Raw genomic sequence first — 16,674 nt, 5'->3', positions numbered from 1 at the left:
AAATGGAGATCTACTTACCTGAGGAGGAATCGATATGAAGATTGCAATTTGTGGTGGTACGGGTTTTGTGGGTAAACATCTAATTCCATACTGGTTGGATGAAGGACATGAAGTGATTGTAGTAACGCGTAAAGTTTCACCAGAGCAAGCTGGTGCTGGACGGATTCAATATATAACGTGGGACGATATGGAGCAGCATCCTGAGAAACTGGAAGGAATCGATGCACTCGTTAATTTGTCCGGTGAATCTTTGAATCAGCGCTGGACGACCAAAACCAAACTGGAACTGGTCGAATCGAGGATGCGTACGGTTAATATCGTTTCCAAAGCGATTGAGAAGTTGGAGCGCAAACCTGAGGTAGTCGTGCAGGCAAGTGCAATGGCGATTTATGGTACATCAGACACGGAGACGTTTGACGAAAGCAGCGAACGGCGGACAATGAATTTCCCATCCAGTCTGGCGGAACAATGGGAAGCTGTTGCTGAAAGTATCAAAGACGTACGTTTGATCAAGCTACGCGTTAGTCTGGTACTGGGCAAAGACGGCGGTGCATATCCGCTGATGACATTACCATATAAAATGTTCGCTGGTGGCAAACTTGGTCCCGGCAAACAATGGGTTTCGTGGATTCATATCGACGACATGGTGCGGTTGATCGACTTCTGTATTCAAAATAAAGAAATTGAAGGTCCGATCAACGCTTCCTGTCCAGGACCTGTCCGGTATAATGAATTTGGTAAAACCGTTGCCAAAGTGCTGAATCGTCCGCATTGGTTTCATGTGCCTTCGATTATGATCTATTCTGCACTTGGTGAAATGGCTAGCATTTTGCTACAAGGACAGCGGGTTATTCCGCAAAAGGCACTGGATCACGGCTTTACCTTTGTATATCCTGATCTGGAATCGGCAATTGTTGAACTGGAAGACAAGCATCAGCCTGCTTCCAATAGTGAGCATGCTTAATGCTTAACACATTGTAACGAAGCAAATGTCAGTAGAGTATGTATTGGTAGAAAATATGTAGTTGAAAACCGCTGTGATGAATCAGAAGGAAAACGATGCAAATTACCGGGTGTTATGATCTATGTTGTAATCTCATCACAACGTGTCCAGTTAATGCTCCTTTCACTGATTACACAGCGGTTTTATTTGTTTATTCGAGTTTGAGTTTGAGTTTGAGTTTGAGTTTGAGTTCAATTATTCGGATTTTTGTGTGCTTATGCAACTGCTTATCAGCATTTTATTACCTGTTTACCGTATTACATTTCCAGACGTAGTGTATACACAGCTTTGGCTACTTTAAAGGAATCGCCGTTTTGAATAGGATACGCTTTATACGGTATCAATGCTTCACCATTCAAAATCGTGCCATTGCGTGAACTTAGATCTTTGATCGTGACTTTTCCTTTACGTACATCGAGTTCAACATGATTACGAGATGTTCCTACTGATTGTTCATGATAATGAACTCCATCGTCTGCTCGTCCGATGATAAAACTCCCTGCTCCAAGACGAATAGATTCAATCGCATTGCCATTCGCTTCGCGACGCTCCAAATACCCCCGGAAAGCAGGGCTTTCTTCAGTAGATTGAGGTTCCAGATCGTCCAGTAATACAGTTGCCATATGCGATGAAAGGCTCTGAGTAGGCATATTATTCATTTGTATAGAATGTGCGTATGCAGAACTGTCCGATCCAGATTGATGTTCGCGATGATGAGGATCGTATGCTGCATATGAAGGTTGTGATACATAGTTTGGAATATCCGCTGGATCGAAACTTTGCTGGTTTTGATATTGATGCGAATTTTGATTTTTACTACTTCTAAATTCTCTTATATCAGAAGATGTATAAGAATGAGGAACGTTTTGATTTTGATTACTGCTCTTTGTAGTTCCAGCAACAGGAATTGAGGATGAATAGACAGCATTGTTAGCAATTGCAGTAATTCCAGCAACTTCGGCATTTAAGGCATTTGAGGCGTGTACGCCATTTCCAGCACTTACACCTGCGCCAGACATTGCAGTTACAGATTGTCCAGCAAATGCTGGCTGCCAGCGCCATCCTTCCTGTGGCACGTCATCATGATGCTGCTTCTTACCAAACAATGATACTACTGGTTTTTGTTGCACCGTAGCATCAGGAGGTCCTGCACTTTTTTTCGTTTTACCGAGTGTGATTTTACCTTTTACAATCATATAAATTGTCAAAAAAGTTGCCAGTGTCAACGCAGTACATCCATACAGCATCATGTCATTGGGATGCTCCATATAACCATAGCGCCAGATCATAGCGATCAGCAGCGCACCGCCAGCCAACAAATAGGTTCGATAAGCAGAAGGAAGCTTGTTCGGTTCGACTTCCATATTCCCTGTTTCGGGCTGGATATTCAAACTGGCTGCGGAAGCTTCTTTCTTTTTGCCAAATGATAGTACTGAACGTTTGGTTTCAGTATGAGCAGGTTGAGCAGATTTAGCAGGTGATTGTACAGAATGTGGAGGTGCAGAATGTGCTGTATCATGTCTGGCATGATTCGCCTGATGTTTATCGATCGGAATGGAAAAAGGGGGACCTCCCAAACTATTCTCCTGATTTCCGGTATTGATAGCTGTATCGTACCCGCCGTACCAATCTCGATCCCCCGGTCGTGGCATGTTCAATGATGAATCTGGAGAAGATGGATTATGCTGCTCTTGTCCACCTGCTAGTAGATCCATAAGCATATATTTTAGTTCCTGTAATGTAAAAGTTTCCGACTGGCAATAACGCAATAACCGTTGCACATCATTGCCACTTAATTCACGAACCGCTGTCATCCAGTGAGATGCGAGTCTACTAATCTGCTGCTGTACCGGTTCTTCGGTCAACATGACACTGCATGGAATATACGTCAAAAATAATTTGCCTGCTTGTAGCGAACCTTCCATAAACATATAATCCTCATCCAGCACATAGTTAGGCAATGACAGCATATACTGACTGCTTTCCTCCAGCGTCGATACTAGCTGTAACAACAATCCAAAATATTCAGCAATACCGATCATCTCACTTTGCAAACAATGCTTCAGCATTCGCTTGCCAGTAATATCGTAGCGCAGCTGTGCCTGTAAATTCACTTCGTGCAAATGCAATTGCAGCATGCCGTGGATGCGACTGGATAGCATCATCCCACTCTGGGTGCGACTCAAATCGCTATGCTGAAAACCTGCTTCGCGATGGATCACCATAAATGTTTTACCATCCTGAATAAAATCCTGTGTTAATGTCGTGCTCATACGATTCATCCTTTCCTTCCCTATTGCCATTTCGTCTGGCTTTCCTCTATCCCACGTATAAATAACAGAACAATACGCCCGGTAGCACCGCTGTCATAAATGGAAATGTTAAGTACTGCTTATGCTCCACATCATCAGGACGCAGCTTTTGCTTCCATAGCAATGCTCCTGTAATTTTCCATAGTACATTGCGCATACGTGTTATTGTCTCTCGTCGCCACAACATAATCATCAATCCGATCAAACCAGCAAACAGAATCGAATACATCATCACCTGCACTGTCATGCCTGCGCCAAACCAGACTCCAATGCCAGCGAATAGCTTCACATCGCCTGCACCTACCGCGCGAAATAGATGTAATATCAGCATCAGTCCGAATCCGAACAACAGCCCTTTACCAGCAAATAGAATCCCTTCTCCTTTGCCTAAAATGACATGATAAACTAGTCCACTGATTACAAATAATAGGTTTAATAGATTGGGAATTTTGCGGGCGGTAATATCTGTCCAAAAAGCCCACAAGATGAAAATGCCACTGCCAATAAATACAGTTTCCATTACGCTTGACTCCCTTTTTCATTCATATGAACATACAATAGCTAGCGGCAAAGCAAAATGATTACGGTTCGGTAGGATATGCGCCTGTACCCGGAATGCCGGAAATAACTGGACGTCCATCATAATTAGCAATCTCAAATGTCCCTCGGATTTTCTGGCCATCTTCTGTGGTGAGTACATACGTTGCCCAGCCTTCAGTAGCGGAGGACGGGATTTTCCATGTCCAAATAATGTTACCATCTGCATCTGCTATGGCATCACCAAGCCCTTGTGCTGTACTGCTGCCGCTTTTATAAGTAACTTCCAGATGAACTTTGGAATTGGGCGGAGCTGTAGCCGCAATCGAAATCAATGACTCGGGATGAGCAGGATGAGGGACGGAAACGACGCGTACTCCTGTCTCTTCTTTGTTTTCATCACTAGCAGCACCGTTACTTTCATTCGTGTCACCGATCCATAGCCGTTCAGTTGCTCTTGATTGCAGCACAATGGGACGAAATACAAGCGGCACTTTAAAAGGCAATTCATAACTCAATTCAATCCCAAAATACGGATCACCTGACATGTCAGGCACAGTCACCTCAGTTACATGAATGCGTTCAAAGTCCAGTCCATTATCCGATGCTACCTGCTTCATTAGCGGCTTAATCGCCGCATCCAGCACCGCTGCTGACGCTTGATTTTTCAATTGACGCAGTCTAGTATCTCCTGTACTCGCCATATCTTGAATCCAGCCATCTAATGGTGAAGGGAATAACGAGTCATACTTGGCAGCCAGATCGGTAAGGCTCATCTTCGGCATATATTTGGAATTTTCAATCGCAGTACCTGCTTCTTTGACCACATACATATGCGTACTCACATATCGCGCTGTATCAGAGGATACATTGTTTAACGATGTAGAGATAAGTGTCATTTGCACGATATAGACCAGAAAGACAGAAACGAATAAGAAAATCGGCAGCACCATTGCCGCTTCTAGTACGATGCTTCCACGTTCGGAGCGATACAAATTCTTATCAGTAGCTAAAGTCTGCCTGTTTATCTTCATAATACACACCCTGTTTCACTGAACTGTCGGTCTGCACAGATTGCAGCATTCCGGTAATCGCTGGCAAAAACCAGATCCTCATTCCCGCCTGAATATGCGCTGATGCATATGTATCACGCTCCTGCGGATTGATGTCGGTATTATAGCGAATCAGCGCCAGCATTCTAGACATTTTCTTCTCATTATTCGTTTGTAACAAAAACAATCGTAAATAATCACGGTATTCAAAATGAACTTTAAGATAGCCGGACAGATCAGTATATCCTTTCGTAAATAGGTCGATCATGTCCTTGAGTGCCATCTCTACGCCATAAGCAATTCCGGCTGCAAGCACGGCGAGTGGATGACCGAGTCTGGCATTTTTGGCTAATCCTTCTGCGGTACGGATCGCCATTCGCATACCGAAAATCTCCGTATATGCCGCCGTTAGATTGGCAACCGGACCATTATATCCGTAAATGATATATTCGAGTTGCTGACTATCTACAGTTAATAGTGTCATCGCATCTTCAATCGATTGTTGATCCATAACCTCAGAGATTGGAAAATCGCCTGCCAGTGAAGCATCTCGTTTTTGCACCGATTCCACTAGGTTGCCCCACATCATGACATCAAATGGTTCAAAATAATGCACCGCATATTCATTCATATAGAACTCATTGCGGCTTTTCATCAACACATCGGCAATACCACCGTAAATGAAATCCATCGCACCCATGGAGCTAGTACTCTCCTCATACGGATCTTCGTTGAGTTGTTTCATTTTTTCCTCAGCAGCGGCGATCGCCTGATTAAAGTTCAAATTGGACTGATAATATTCATTTACTTTGTCAAAGCTTGCACCGGAAGCTTGCGCTCCAGCTCCAAGTGCGGCGATTGCACTAATGACAGCTGTCGCCTTTTTCATTGATTGTTTTGCCTTCGCTTCATCCTGTGCTACCGTATCTGTCCCTTTACGCGCGTCTGCAATATCTTTTTCGATTTTGCCCATTTTGCCAGATGGAGCATCTGCCAAACCACGATAATTGTTCAAATATTGTTCCAGCAATCGCGCCGTTTCAATCGTTTTTGATTTTAACGTTGCGGCACTACCTGATGTGCGTTTAACTACTTGCTGCGCTTCACCAACGGAAAACTCTAACGATGTTTTGATCACACCATAATCGGATTGTTGACTAGTAATAGCGGCATCCATACGATTCAACAACTCCTCGGATAATACAAGCTGATCCAGATTTTTGCGAAGCTCAGCAATTTGAGATTCGGCAGCCGAATTAGCGCTACTGGACGTACTGCCTGGTGTATTGGTTCCACTGACCGTGTTATAAGAGCCGTTAGCTGAACGTGTTCTGGCTTTACGAATTTCTTCTTTGATATTGCCATTCTCTTCACGAATTTTTTCCATTAATTTCATACCTTCATCGTATGTACTTTTATGAGTAGTAATCAGTTTACGTGCTTCAGGCATTATTTTTTCCAGTAGAGAAGCTGCATTATTTTTGTATTTGGATATTTTCTGCGTATTGATCGCAGGTTTATCTTTCTTTTTGCGCTTTTTGTCTTCAGCGATCAGATCGGTATAGTTATCAAATTGTGCAGCAATATCAGCAAGTGACGAGATCGAGCCTACATTTTTGTCCGCGATGGAGTTTCCCGCTGGATACATGACCATTTTGGCAAGCTTCAGTACGTCTTTGGCAGCGTTTTTTTGCAATGTCAATAATTCGTCAATCGCTTTCTCACGTCGTTCATAAGGCGCACGCACATTGTTCAGCACTTCGGTTGTCTGCGTCGTTTCTTTCATAATGGAAGACATGCTGCGCATTTTTTCTACAACTTCAACTGTAAAATCAATCGGTGCTTTATATTTCATTTCTTCTTGGACTTGCTGGTTAAATACATCATATTTGCCAAGCGGTCGGCTCAACGCAATCGATGAATCCTTGACCTGTAACGGGATCAGATTCAAGCGATTATCTACATCGGTGTAATTCATATTTTCAGCTATCGCTGTATCCAACAGCTGATTGGCATCACTGCCGCCAAAGGCAAACAGTCCATAATGGGTCTGATATTCAGGCTCGTATGCAGACATTACTGAACGCACCAGTGCATGGGTTAAGCGCTCCGTCTGTACTTGCATGGCGGCAATTCTTGCATAATCGATAAATACCGCTGTAAAAGTAAATACACCTGCAAGCACTACAATCAGAAAAATAGTGACTGCACCGCGTGTATCGTTTATCTTTTGCCATAATTGTCTTTTCCAGCTGCGGATTACCCGTGCTGCTTTGGATTGGTTCACTGTACTCCCTCCGCTTGTTCCTTCAAATGTCAGTTGTGTCTTACTGACCAAACCATTGTACAATAGCTCCCGCTTTGCCCAGATCAAGAACTGGTCCAAAATTGCCAGAAGCCTTAGCTGCGTAATACCGCATCAGTTCTACATTGCGAATAAACTCCACTGGCTCTACTACAACCGCTCCGGCACTAATCTCCTGACTAAGCGAATGCCCTAGTTGACGCTCCAATGGAGCAAACGATACTGGACGTGACAATGTAGTTTCGATGGAACGCACTAAAACGCCATTATCGTATTTGATATTTCCACTCATTTCACCGGGAACCCAGGAGGCAGCGGCAGATAGCTTTTGCTCGGGCAACGATCCGCCGCTGCCTCCTGGAATGGAAACCTCCGTCGGTTGTGCCGATCCTGCCCAGCCAAACAACTTGCTCAACATATCATCGCTCGTAAGCCGCCAATACAGACCATCATTTTGCCCTTCGGGAACAGCGCCGGTAGTAACATCCTTGTGGCTGTTATCCCATGAGTAGGCTGCACGTTCGGATGTTTTGGAAGCCGCCTGTTTGAGCATTGTATTCTGGTACAGCACCATGCAAAAAAACAGCAGCAACAACGTCGTGAACAGAATAATCGGAAATACGAGGGAAGCTTCAATCGTGAAGCTCCCACGTGTATTTTTCCAAAAATTCTGTTTGAGTGTATAATGCTTACTTTTTGAATTCTTCACTTTTTTGTCCCATGTATTCCAGCATGCCGTTTACGACTGCCACAATTTTTGCTTTAAACGCCAATGCGATCATAATAATAACTGCTACAATCAATACCATTTCCAGCGTACCGATTCCGTCTTCTTGCTTCCAAAAGCTTCTCATCCCGTTCCAGGATTGTTTAAGTATAGTTGTCATTGCTTATCATCCTCCTACATATTCATCATCATAAATGCCGGCGTACCGACCAAAATCATTACTATTACAAAAATCATGACCATAGGCATTACCATTTTGGAAGAAGCCTGTTCTCCACGCATGCGGCTAACCGCTTTGCGTTTGTCCCATAGCGTACGGGATAATTCACGCAATGCCAGTCCAAACTCGCCACCCCCACGGCGGAAGTTAAGCAGCACAGTCGTAGTAAATACCGATACTTCTTGGACACCGCAACGTTTGCTGAATGCCTCCAGCGATTGCGGAAATGGATAGCCATTTTCCAATTCATTCAGCATCTGGATCATCTCGCGGTACAACGGATGATCCGCTGCACTTTCTTGCTTACGCTGTACACAGCGCATAATTGCTCGCTGTGCGGTTTCCCCAGCTCCGACTAGCAATACAATCTTGTTCAGCAGTTCGGGCAACTCCAGCAAAATATCCTGTTCACGCTCCTGCACTTTTTTGCGCAGATCACGAAACAACGATACCGGTAGCAATATAGCCAGCCCAGCTCCAAAACCTAACCATGTTACACTTCCACCATTGAAGGCAGCCATTATACATCCCCCGGTCAATAACAACCAGCAATACCCTGCCATCTCTGCGATATACAGCAGAGAACGTTCTCCGCTCAAATGGACCCCAAATCCTTTTTGCACAAGACTCTGCACACGGTAAAAGGCACTGGAAAAGCGTGCCGTAAATTTGGCTTTTTCAATCAGTACCAGCATCGCAGGCAGCAGCTTGCGCAACTTGATCACTTCAAATGGCAAAGTAGCCAACTGCTTATGACGTTCTTCTGCCTGCTGATGCAATACAACCCAACCTACAAGCAGAAAAGCCGCCAGCAATCCTTCCAGCCACACCCCAATCAGTTGATTCACCTCCTTTCAGTCATATCCATACGAGTATGTTCTCTTGTTCTGTTGTTATGTTGTTATGTTGTTATGTTCAGACCTCAACCTGAATATTGAATGCGTATGTTCTCTATTCCACACTCTACACTTTGATATTCATAAACTTGCGAATGAGAAAGAAGCAACCGCCTAGGGCGATCAGACAAACTGTTGCTACAACAATACCAATCGGACTTTCATACAATGGCTTCATAAAATCGCCAGCAGCAAAGTTCAAAAACAACAAAAAGATAAATGGTGTCGCCATCAGAATATTCGATTCCATCTTCTTCTGCGCAATCATCACGGCGATATCCTGCTGAATATCCAGCTTCTCCCCAATAACAGATGACGTTTTACGAATAACTTCTACCAGATCGCCACCAGTACGCTTACATGTCGCAAACACATCAGCAAAATTGGAAATATCCTCATTATTCGCTCGACTGCTAAAGTCTGCCAAGGCTTCTTCAATCGGCTGCCCATAATCCAACCGTGTCGTAATAATATGCAACTCGCGAATCATATCGTTATCACCATCTGGATATAACATCATTAGATCCTGTGCTGCTTCTCGAAATCCATTTTCGACCGAGCGTCCAGCAGCTAGCGATGATGATAATGAATACAATGCTTGTTTAAAATAGGAGCTCAGTGCACTCCGTCTGCGCTCCAACAGATGCCGACGCAATAGCTTGGGCGTAAACCAAGCAACGCCAGCAAACACAGCACTGACAATCCACTGGTGATAAAACAGATAGCCAATCATGGCAAAAGCCGCACCGCATACGATCATGCACACAATTCGTTGTAATATCGTCAAATGATACACCGTATAATCAGGCAGCTTCTGCTCATGAACCGATAGCGGCTGTGATAGCGGATGTTGTTGTCCAGATGATGAGCGAGCCGGACGTTCAACAATGGTCTGTTGCCGCTCGATACGGCTATTGGTATTGATCATCATAATCTCCTTCTCCCTTATGCCTGTATCGCCGAAGGTTGTGCCCCTATATCAGCTAGCCTGCGCCACTCCTCAATCCCTGCTGCACGCAGCTTATCTGTATGAATAAGCAAATTGCCAGTCGGTACAAGCTGCCCAATAATACGCCCTTCCCGCTCTCCCTGTTCTTCAAATACAAAGAGAGGATTCAGTACCACTTCACCATCCATCATGCCGCGTACTTCCGAAATCTCCACCACACGACGCGAACGATCACGCAATCGGGACAAATGTACGAAAATATCGATCGCCGAGCCAATTTGCTGCCTTACTACCTGAATTGGCAAATCTGCACCGCTCAATACCATCGTTTCCAGACGACTGAGCATATCACGCGCGCTATTAGCATGCCCGGTCGACAGACTACCATCGTGACCAGTGTTCATCGCTTGCAGCATATCGAGCGCTTCCGCCCCACGCACCTCACCGACGATAATACGATTCGGACGCATACGCAGCGATGAACGAATCAGGTCGCGAATACTAATCTCGCCCTTACCTTCCGTATTGGAATTGCGCGTCTCCATTGAGACTAGATTGGGCACGGTACGGATTTGCAGCTCGGCAGAATCTTCAATCGTAATCACCCGGTCGTCCGGCGGAATATATTGCGAAAGTGCATTAAGAAAAGTCGTCTTACCCGAACCTGTTCCACCGCTGATGAAAATATTAAATTTACTACGCACCAGCGTTTGCAGCAGACCCGACGCCATCGGCTCCAACGCACCAATTCGTACCAGATCATCCATCGTTAATGGCTGCTCTGGAAATTTACGAATGGTCATCGTCGGTCCTTTCAGCGCAATTGGCGGTAGTACCACATTCACCCGCGAGCCATCCTTTAAGCGTGCATCCACAATAGGCGAAGACTCATTTACTACCCGATTGACCCCTGACACAATGCTCTGGATAATGTCCTCCAGTCGTTCCTGAGATTCAAACACCGTATCACTGCGTAGCACCTGACCATTACGTTCGATAAAAATATCCTGATGACTGTTGATCATAATCTCTGTCACACTCCGGTCATCGACCAATGGCTGTAAAATATCCAGTCCACGAAACGAATCAAATACCTGACGAACGAGTCGCCGCCGTTCCCCTGCTGTCAGCCCGGGATACCGATGATGATCCAGTACCTTTTGTTCAATACGCCGCATCAATTCGTCGTCATCAATGGCGAACATCACATCCAGACCGGAACGCACCTCATTGCGTAGTGAAATAAATAGATCCTCACTCACAAGCTCACCCCGTTAACCACCAGATGATTGTGCTCGCCATGAGTATGATCCAACCGACACAATTTCAAAATATCGCGCTGAAAGATCGGGGAACACCATAACAGTTCACTACTGCTCACCTGCTTCCATGAGGGAACATACGGAAGCGTTCCTTCCAGCTCCATCCCTTCTAAGGGCAACCGATTCATGACACCGCCTGTATAGCGATTCATCACAAAAGAGACTTTACCGCCAATCTGTTCATACCATTCGCTATGATACTGTTGCCAGTACGACATCCATTGCAGTGTTTTGTTCATACATGGCAGATCGTCAGTCAACAGCCAGACGATACGCTCACTATGCTTCAAGGCAGCAGAAATGCGGTCATTCCAACCCGATTCCACATCAATAATCAGGTGATCATATTCGCCGCTGTCAGCAATATAACGAATTAACACTTCCGTTTCTTCTTCTGTCATATGTAGCAATTCATTAAAATTGTCCGGTGGTATGAAGCTATCCGCACGTATTTCTTCCGCTCTAACTGCATACTGTGATGGCGATGCTTCCGGTTGTCGTTTCGATTCCGCTGCTGCCTGAAGATCGTACAACAATCTGGATAATGCGTAGCTTGGATCGGACTGCTGATCTAGCGTCAGCCAATGCGTACTACTAGCTGCCTCCAAATTCAGGTAAAATACCGATTCGCCCCTCATGCCATATTGCTTTGCCATATTCATCGCCGTCACGGACTTGCCACTACCTGGCGAGGTCGAATAGAGCGTTGTGATCATCGTCTTGCCTGTATCACGCTGCCATTCTGCTGGTGCTTTGCCACTCCATTCGCAAAGCTGCTCCAACAGCCGTTGCAGCGGCTGATATTTAGCAATCACTTGCCGCTCTTCGTTCTTTTCTTCATATTCGCCCAGTGTCGCCCAGCGATTGCTTGTAGATTTACCATCCGTTAGCCAGCATTGTAAAAAGGATTCTTCCGCTGCTACAAGTCCGCGATGATGCCCTTCCTTCATATAAGCTAGAAACGTTGCTGGATCCGAGAATGCCCGAATCCGTACTTTAGCTGCATATTCACTCGTGCGAACATACCGCAGCAGCAGCTCAATGTACTCGCTGTCCTCCACACAAAGTACAATCTGTACCGGAGCCATTGGCTTTTCCCCCTTTATATGCAAAAAAAAAGCACCGTTTAAATAACGCACTTCATGTGCGGTACTTAAACGGTGCTTCCGTTGCAAGAACTATATTTAACGTAAGAATAGCATAGATGTACTAGGTCTGCAATACTATTTTTTACGATTATTATGCAAATGAGGATATGATTTTTCCTAAACAAATGACATTACAGTTACATCTGTTGCGACCGTAGTCATTCCGGTTAAACAATCAGAGGATATATTTTACAAAATAGAAAGGCGGAAATTACTATGAATCCAACACGAAAACCTCATTACCGGTGGGCATCACTTATGCTGGCAGGCGCCATTAGCATTGGAATGGCATTGCCTGCATCGGCAGCGAGTGATATTCGTCTGCTGAATAATCCATCCTGGACATCACCGTCTCTTTTTACAGATAAGATGGACGATGCGCTTGCTGTACGAGCAGTCGATGTCCATGCGATCCCATCCAAATCGCTGGTCTATGTACATACACAGCAAGATATTGCCAACACAACTGGCAATACACAAAATAACTGGTATTTGGATACTATCAAAGGATATAGTCTGACGACCGGCAAGCCACTGTGGAGCTATTCACTCCATGAATCAGCTGGTCCATATACCTTATCCACCCAGATCGTATACGCGCCTTATGGGACGGCTTACATCTATGCCGCTTACTCGGACGGAACCTATAAACTACTTTCTCTCCACTCCTCCGGCAAATTGAACTGGGAAAAAACACTCCCTGCATCTGGTAGTGTTACGATGATGAAGGATGGTTCTCTGCTCGTAACCTCTAACGGAAATGTAAATTCTGAAGGTATCATTCGTTCCTCACTCAGCCGCTTTGATACAAACGGCAAACTATTAAACAGTCAAACAGTGCAAGGATCGATTTTGCATGCGGAAGGCGATCGGATTCTCGTCGCAGCTAGCAAACTGACCAAAAATCAAAATGGTTGGCAAATGGTATCCAATCCGCAGATGGATGTATACGGCTTGGAACTAAAACGATTGTACAAATATCAATTCCCAGCAAAATCAAACATCTACGGCGATGGCAGCGACTCTATGTTTGTACTGAAAAATGGCACAGTACTCGTACGTGCCAACATCGATCAAACTGGCAATAAACTGTTTGCATTTGATCCAAGTGGCAAAGTGCTATGGGGACGCGTCATTCCTGGCGATTCTATTACGCAATCCACTGGCACCGGCTATATCACGTATGAAAACAAAACACTCAAGCTTTACAACACCACTTCCGGCAAAGCCATTGCTTCGGCAACACTGGAGGGGGATCCTGCCAACTATACATCGCTTGATCGTACCACTGACGGCAATCTGATGATCAATATGGCAGATCGGACTTATGTTCTTTATCCGACCAATCTGTCTATCGTACAAACCTTCGATACGAACAATCTGGGTACTCCTTACGATTATGTAGATCAAACCGTTTATACAGTAAACGATGATATGCTAAATCGATACAAACTAAAATAATATTCAACCAAACAAAATCCCGCTTTCCAGCCATCAGATACAGCATGGCATGAAAAGCGGGATTTTTTATTTCACATCACCAGTCACCAGTCACCAGTCACCAGTCACCAGTCACCAGTCACCAGTCACCAGTCACCAGTCACCAGTCACCAAAATTGTACTGAGTCTGCTCCAACAGTCCAATGATCTGGTCACTCTACAAACCTCGCACGAATATCCGGTGTCGGCAGCATGCACTGATCTGATTTGCCAAACCAACGATATCGGTTACGCGCCACATATTTATATACACCATCCCGTAGTACCTTTGGCACGATTATAAAAGCATATAGCAGTTTCCAAGCCAATTTCAGCCGTTTGGCGATACGAAGTGCAGCTGTAGAACGTGTATAAAACTTCCCTTGCTCCACTAGCACAAACGTGTCCATCGACGTTGTCGACAGCCCGCCTTTTTGCAGCAATTTCTGCCCCACTTCTGACTGCAAAGAAGCAAAGTGGAAGATCCCTTGGGGATCGCGCTTAATGATAAATTTGGTCGCACCCTGGCAGAAGTGGCAAACACCATCTACCAGAACAATCGGATGTTCTCCCTGAAGCAGCTGATCAATCTGGGCATCTGTCAATTCCGTCGGTTCTCCTGGTCTGGATACCGGAGCATGTGCAGTTACCATTATTGTCACTCTCCTTACCGTTTATACAATCCTCTGTTATTTAATCGATTATATTTATATAAAGCAAAAAAGCACGAAGAGAATCCCCCGCGCTCTGCATGATGCAATTATCTCGTTACAACAACTCGTTTTTATGCCAGTGCTTCGTCAATCAATTGGCGATCTTTAATCTGTTGATCGATCTCGCCAGCAAATGCGCTGAAGCAGTTGCAAATGAAGTCTTTGCGGCATATAGGACATGGTTTGGTCAACAAGCGGTTGATATTGGTCATTTTCCACTCGGGAAAACGATTGTAGAACATGCGGCATTCCGTTCCGTCCGCCAGTGTTGCTGTGAATTCGTACAGTCCTTCTTTTTCATTGATACCGGCTTTTTTCAACGCTTTAATCGTCGGTCTATATGCCATATTATCATCACCCGTTATCCTTTAAATTTCGTAGCAAATTACAAATCACCTATGACATATTAAAGAATTTTATGGTATGTGTCAACTCCAACGAGCTGCGGGGGAGCAGAAATCGGAGCGACTCCAAGTATTATTCCGCCATTTGTCACCAGCTTATCCGAAATATACACTTTTCCTGCACATCTTCTCGTACACATTCATATTTATCATAGCAGTATATTCCGTTATGTAAACCTTACCCGTGTACGCCATACTTAATCCATTATGGACAAAATAGTATCACATGAAAAAGCCAGCCCCTATCCAACATGGACGGGCTGGCACTATATTTCCTTTACAACATGTTGCAATATTATCGATCACAAATCATTTAAATTGTGAGCGTACCACAAAATGTCCTTAATCGTTTTGCACAACATTCAATTCTACATCGATATTGCCGCGGGTTGCTTTGGAGTACGGGCAGAATTCATGTGCTTTTTTAGCAATATCCAGTGCTTCATCATGCGACAGTCCTGGAATGCTAATATCCAAACGCACTGACAATTTGAAACCGTCATCTGCGGGATCTTTGTCGATCAGTACGTTGCTAGTTACGAGTGTATCTGTTACGTTTACTTTCTCGCGACGTGCCACATTAGCAAGAGCGCTCTGATAACATGCGCCATAACCTGCTGCAAACAGTTCCTCTGGATTCGTGCCGTTACCGCCACCGCCACCCAGTTCTTTTGGCATCACCAGACTAACGTCCAGTGCACCTGTGCTAGATTCAACTTTACCTTGACGTCCACCATGAACTTTTGCTGTTGCTGTATATAGTGCCATAATCATTCAGCTCCTTTTCCAAAACTTTTTTAAACCAACACTATATTTGTAAAGCACTGCGCTTAGAATGAAACGCTTATTAGCAAATTATATAGGTAAGCTAAAATTGACTTTATTAGTTTAATTTCCTAAAATTAAATTGATTTCACGATATCATAAAGGAGGCTGTGTAACCGATGACTGTTTATGATTACAATGCAAAAACGATTGGTGGCAAGGAAGTTCCGCTGGAGCAGTACAAAGGCAAAACCCTATTAATCGTCAATACGGCTAGTAAATGCGGATTGACGCCACAATTTTCTGGACTACAAGAGCTGTATGATAAGTTCAAAGGTGAAGATTTTGAAATCCTTGGGTTTCCCAGCAATCAGTTTGCCGGTCAAGATCCTGGCAGTAACGAAGAAATCTCCGAATTTTGCCAATTAAACTATGGCGTTAGCTTTCCCATGTTTGAGAAGATCAATGTGAATGGCTCGGCTGCACATCCTCTATTTAAATATTTAAGCGAAGAAGCGCCCGGCATTCTAGGCTCCAAAGCGATCAAATGGAACTTTACCAAATTTCTGATTGATGCTGAAGGCAATCCGATCAAGCGCTATTCCCCACAAACGACACCAGACAAAATTGAAGACGATATCCGTAAGCAATTATAATAAGCAAATAAAAAAAGCCGGATCATCTCCGGCTTTTTGCTATGTTATGCAATGAAAAATAAAGGATGCGGTCGAGAGGACTCGAACCTCCACGGGTATACACCCACTACCCCCTCAAGATAGCGTGTCTGCCATTCCACCACGACCGCGCAATACTTCGTTCAAGCTGTTGCAAATGATTAACGA

At 44.5% G+C, this 16,674-nt stretch carries 16 protein-coding genes and 1 tRNA gene; 3 read left to right on the top strand and 14 right to left on the bottom strand.

The genetic code is table 11. The features are described from left to right. Window positions 1–34: 34 nt before the first annotated feature. Window positions 35–964, top strand: a complete 930-nt coding sequence (locus tag ACDE64_RS06060; protein ID WP_411345585.1) for a TIGR01777 family oxidoreductase — start codon at window positions 35–37, stop codon at window positions 962–964. 296 nt (window positions 965–1,260) lie between these two features. On the opposite strand, the gene ACDE64_RS06055 is transcribed toward ACDE64_RS06060, so the two are convergent. The 10 genes from ACDE64_RS06055 to ACDE64_RS06010 all read right to left on the bottom strand — a co-directional run bounded on the left by ACDE64_RS06055 (window position 1,261) and on the right by ACDE64_RS06010 (window position 12,411). Further along, a complete protein-coding gene (locus ACDE64_RS06055; RefSeq protein ID WP_411349345.1) occupies window positions 1,261–3,276 on the bottom strand; it encodes a DUF6382 domain-containing protein in 2,016 nt (671 codons plus the stop codon). 46 nt (window positions 3,277–3,322) lie between these two features. Continuing rightward, entirely contained in the window at window positions 3,323–3,835 is a 513-nt protein-coding gene (locus ACDE64_RS06050; RefSeq protein ID WP_411349344.1) for a prepilin peptidase, read from the bottom strand. Between the two features lie 61 nt (window positions 3,836–3,896). Then, window positions 3,897–4,886, bottom strand: a complete 990-nt coding sequence (locus ACDE64_RS06045; protein WP_411349343.1) for a TadE/TadG family type IV pilus assembly protein — start codon at window positions 4,884–4,886, stop codon at window positions 3,897–3,899. Continuing rightward, on the bottom strand, window positions 4,855–7,191 hold the full coding sequence (locus tag ACDE64_RS06040) for a hypothetical protein (RefSeq protein WP_411349341.1): 2,337 nt from the start codon (window positions 7,189–7,191) through the stop codon (window positions 4,855–4,857). The genes ACDE64_RS06045 and ACDE64_RS06040 overlap by 32 nt, the downstream gene beginning before the upstream one ends. A 40-nt stretch (window positions 7,192–7,231) precedes the next feature. Beyond that, on the bottom strand, window positions 7,232–7,918 hold the full coding sequence (locus ACDE64_RS06035) for a TadE/TadG family type IV pilus assembly protein (protein ID WP_411349340.1): 687 nt from the start codon (window positions 7,916–7,918) through the stop codon (window positions 7,232–7,234). Beyond that, entirely contained in the window at window positions 7,899–8,096 is a 198-nt protein-coding gene (locus ACDE64_RS06030; protein ID WP_411345579.1) for a Flp1 family type IVb pilin, read from the bottom strand. Before ACDE64_RS06030 ends, ACDE64_RS06035 begins: the two co-directional genes overlap by 20 nt. A gap of 14 nt (window positions 8,097–8,110) precedes the next feature. Further along, window positions 8,111–9,004 carry a type II secretion system F family protein gene (locus tag ACDE64_RS06025; protein WP_411349339.1) on the bottom strand — a complete coding sequence of 298 codons (894 nt, stop codon included), beginning with the start codon at window positions 9,002–9,004 and terminating at the stop codon, window positions 8,111–8,113. A 115-nt stretch (window positions 9,005–9,119) separates the two neighbouring features. Next, a complete protein-coding gene (locus ACDE64_RS06020; protein WP_411350240.1) occupies window positions 9,120–9,980 on the bottom strand; it encodes a type II secretion system F family protein in 861 nt (286 codons plus the stop codon). 17 nt (window positions 9,981–9,997) lie between these two features. Further along, window positions 9,998–11,263, bottom strand: coding sequence for a CpaF family protein (locus tag ACDE64_RS06015; RefSeq protein WP_411349338.1), 1,266 nt, complete (start codon window positions 11,261–11,263; stop codon window positions 9,998–10,000). Continuing rightward, on the bottom strand, window positions 11,260–12,411 hold the full coding sequence (locus tag ACDE64_RS06010; protein WP_411349337.1) for a ParA family protein: 1,152 nt from the start codon (window positions 12,409–12,411) through the stop codon (window positions 11,260–11,262). Before ACDE64_RS06010 ends, ACDE64_RS06015 begins: the two co-directional genes overlap by 4 nt. A 276-nt stretch (window positions 12,412–12,687) precedes the next feature. On the opposite strand from ACDE64_RS06010, the gene ACDE64_RS06005 reads away from it, so the two are divergent. Continuing rightward, window positions 12,688–13,932 carry a hypothetical protein gene (locus ACDE64_RS06005; protein ID WP_411349336.1) on the top strand — a complete coding sequence of 415 codons (1,245 nt, stop codon included), beginning with the start codon at window positions 12,688–12,690 and terminating at the stop codon, window positions 13,930–13,932. Window positions 13,933–14,123: 191 nt separating this feature from the next. Here the strand turns inward: ACDE64_RS06005 and ACDE64_RS06000 are convergent, their stop codons facing one another. From ACDE64_RS06000 to ACDE64_RS05990, 3 genes are all read right to left on the bottom strand, one after another. After that, complete coding sequence (locus ACDE64_RS06000) at window positions 14,124–14,603, bottom strand: thiol-disulfide oxidoreductase DCC family protein (RefSeq protein ID WP_411349334.1); 480 nt, start codon at window positions 14,601–14,603, stop codon at window positions 14,124–14,126. Between the two features lie 131 nt (window positions 14,604–14,734). Further along, the gene (locus ACDE64_RS05995) at window positions 14,735–15,010 is read right to left on the bottom strand and encodes a hypothetical protein (RefSeq protein ID WP_367054624.1); all 276 of its coding nucleotides are present in this window, start codon (window positions 15,008–15,010) and stop codon (window positions 14,735–14,737) included. A 399-nt stretch (window positions 15,011–15,409) separates the two neighbouring features. Further along, window positions 15,410–15,838, bottom strand: a complete 429-nt coding sequence (locus ACDE64_RS05990) for an organic hydroperoxide resistance protein (RefSeq protein ID WP_411346716.1) — start codon at window positions 15,836–15,838, stop codon at window positions 15,410–15,412. Between the two features lie 173 nt (window positions 15,839–16,011). Between ACDE64_RS05990 and ACDE64_RS05985 the strand changes: the two genes are divergently transcribed. Next, a complete protein-coding gene (locus tag ACDE64_RS05985; protein ID WP_411349332.1) occupies window positions 16,012–16,488 on the top strand; it encodes a glutathione peroxidase in 477 nt (158 codons plus the stop codon). Window positions 16,489–16,554: 66 nt separating this feature from the next. Here the strand turns inward: ACDE64_RS05985 and ACDE64_RS05980 are convergent. Next, window positions 16,555–16,637 (bottom strand) — tRNA-Leu (locus ACDE64_RS05980). Window positions 16,638–16,674: the final 37 nt, after the last annotated feature.

This window comes from Paenibacillus sp. WLX2291 (assembly GCF_046603665.1).
Taxonomy (GTDB): Bacteria; Bacillota; Bacilli; order Paenibacillales; family Paenibacillaceae; genus Saccharibacillus.
This window is presented reverse-complemented; position numbering and strand designations above follow the sequence as displayed.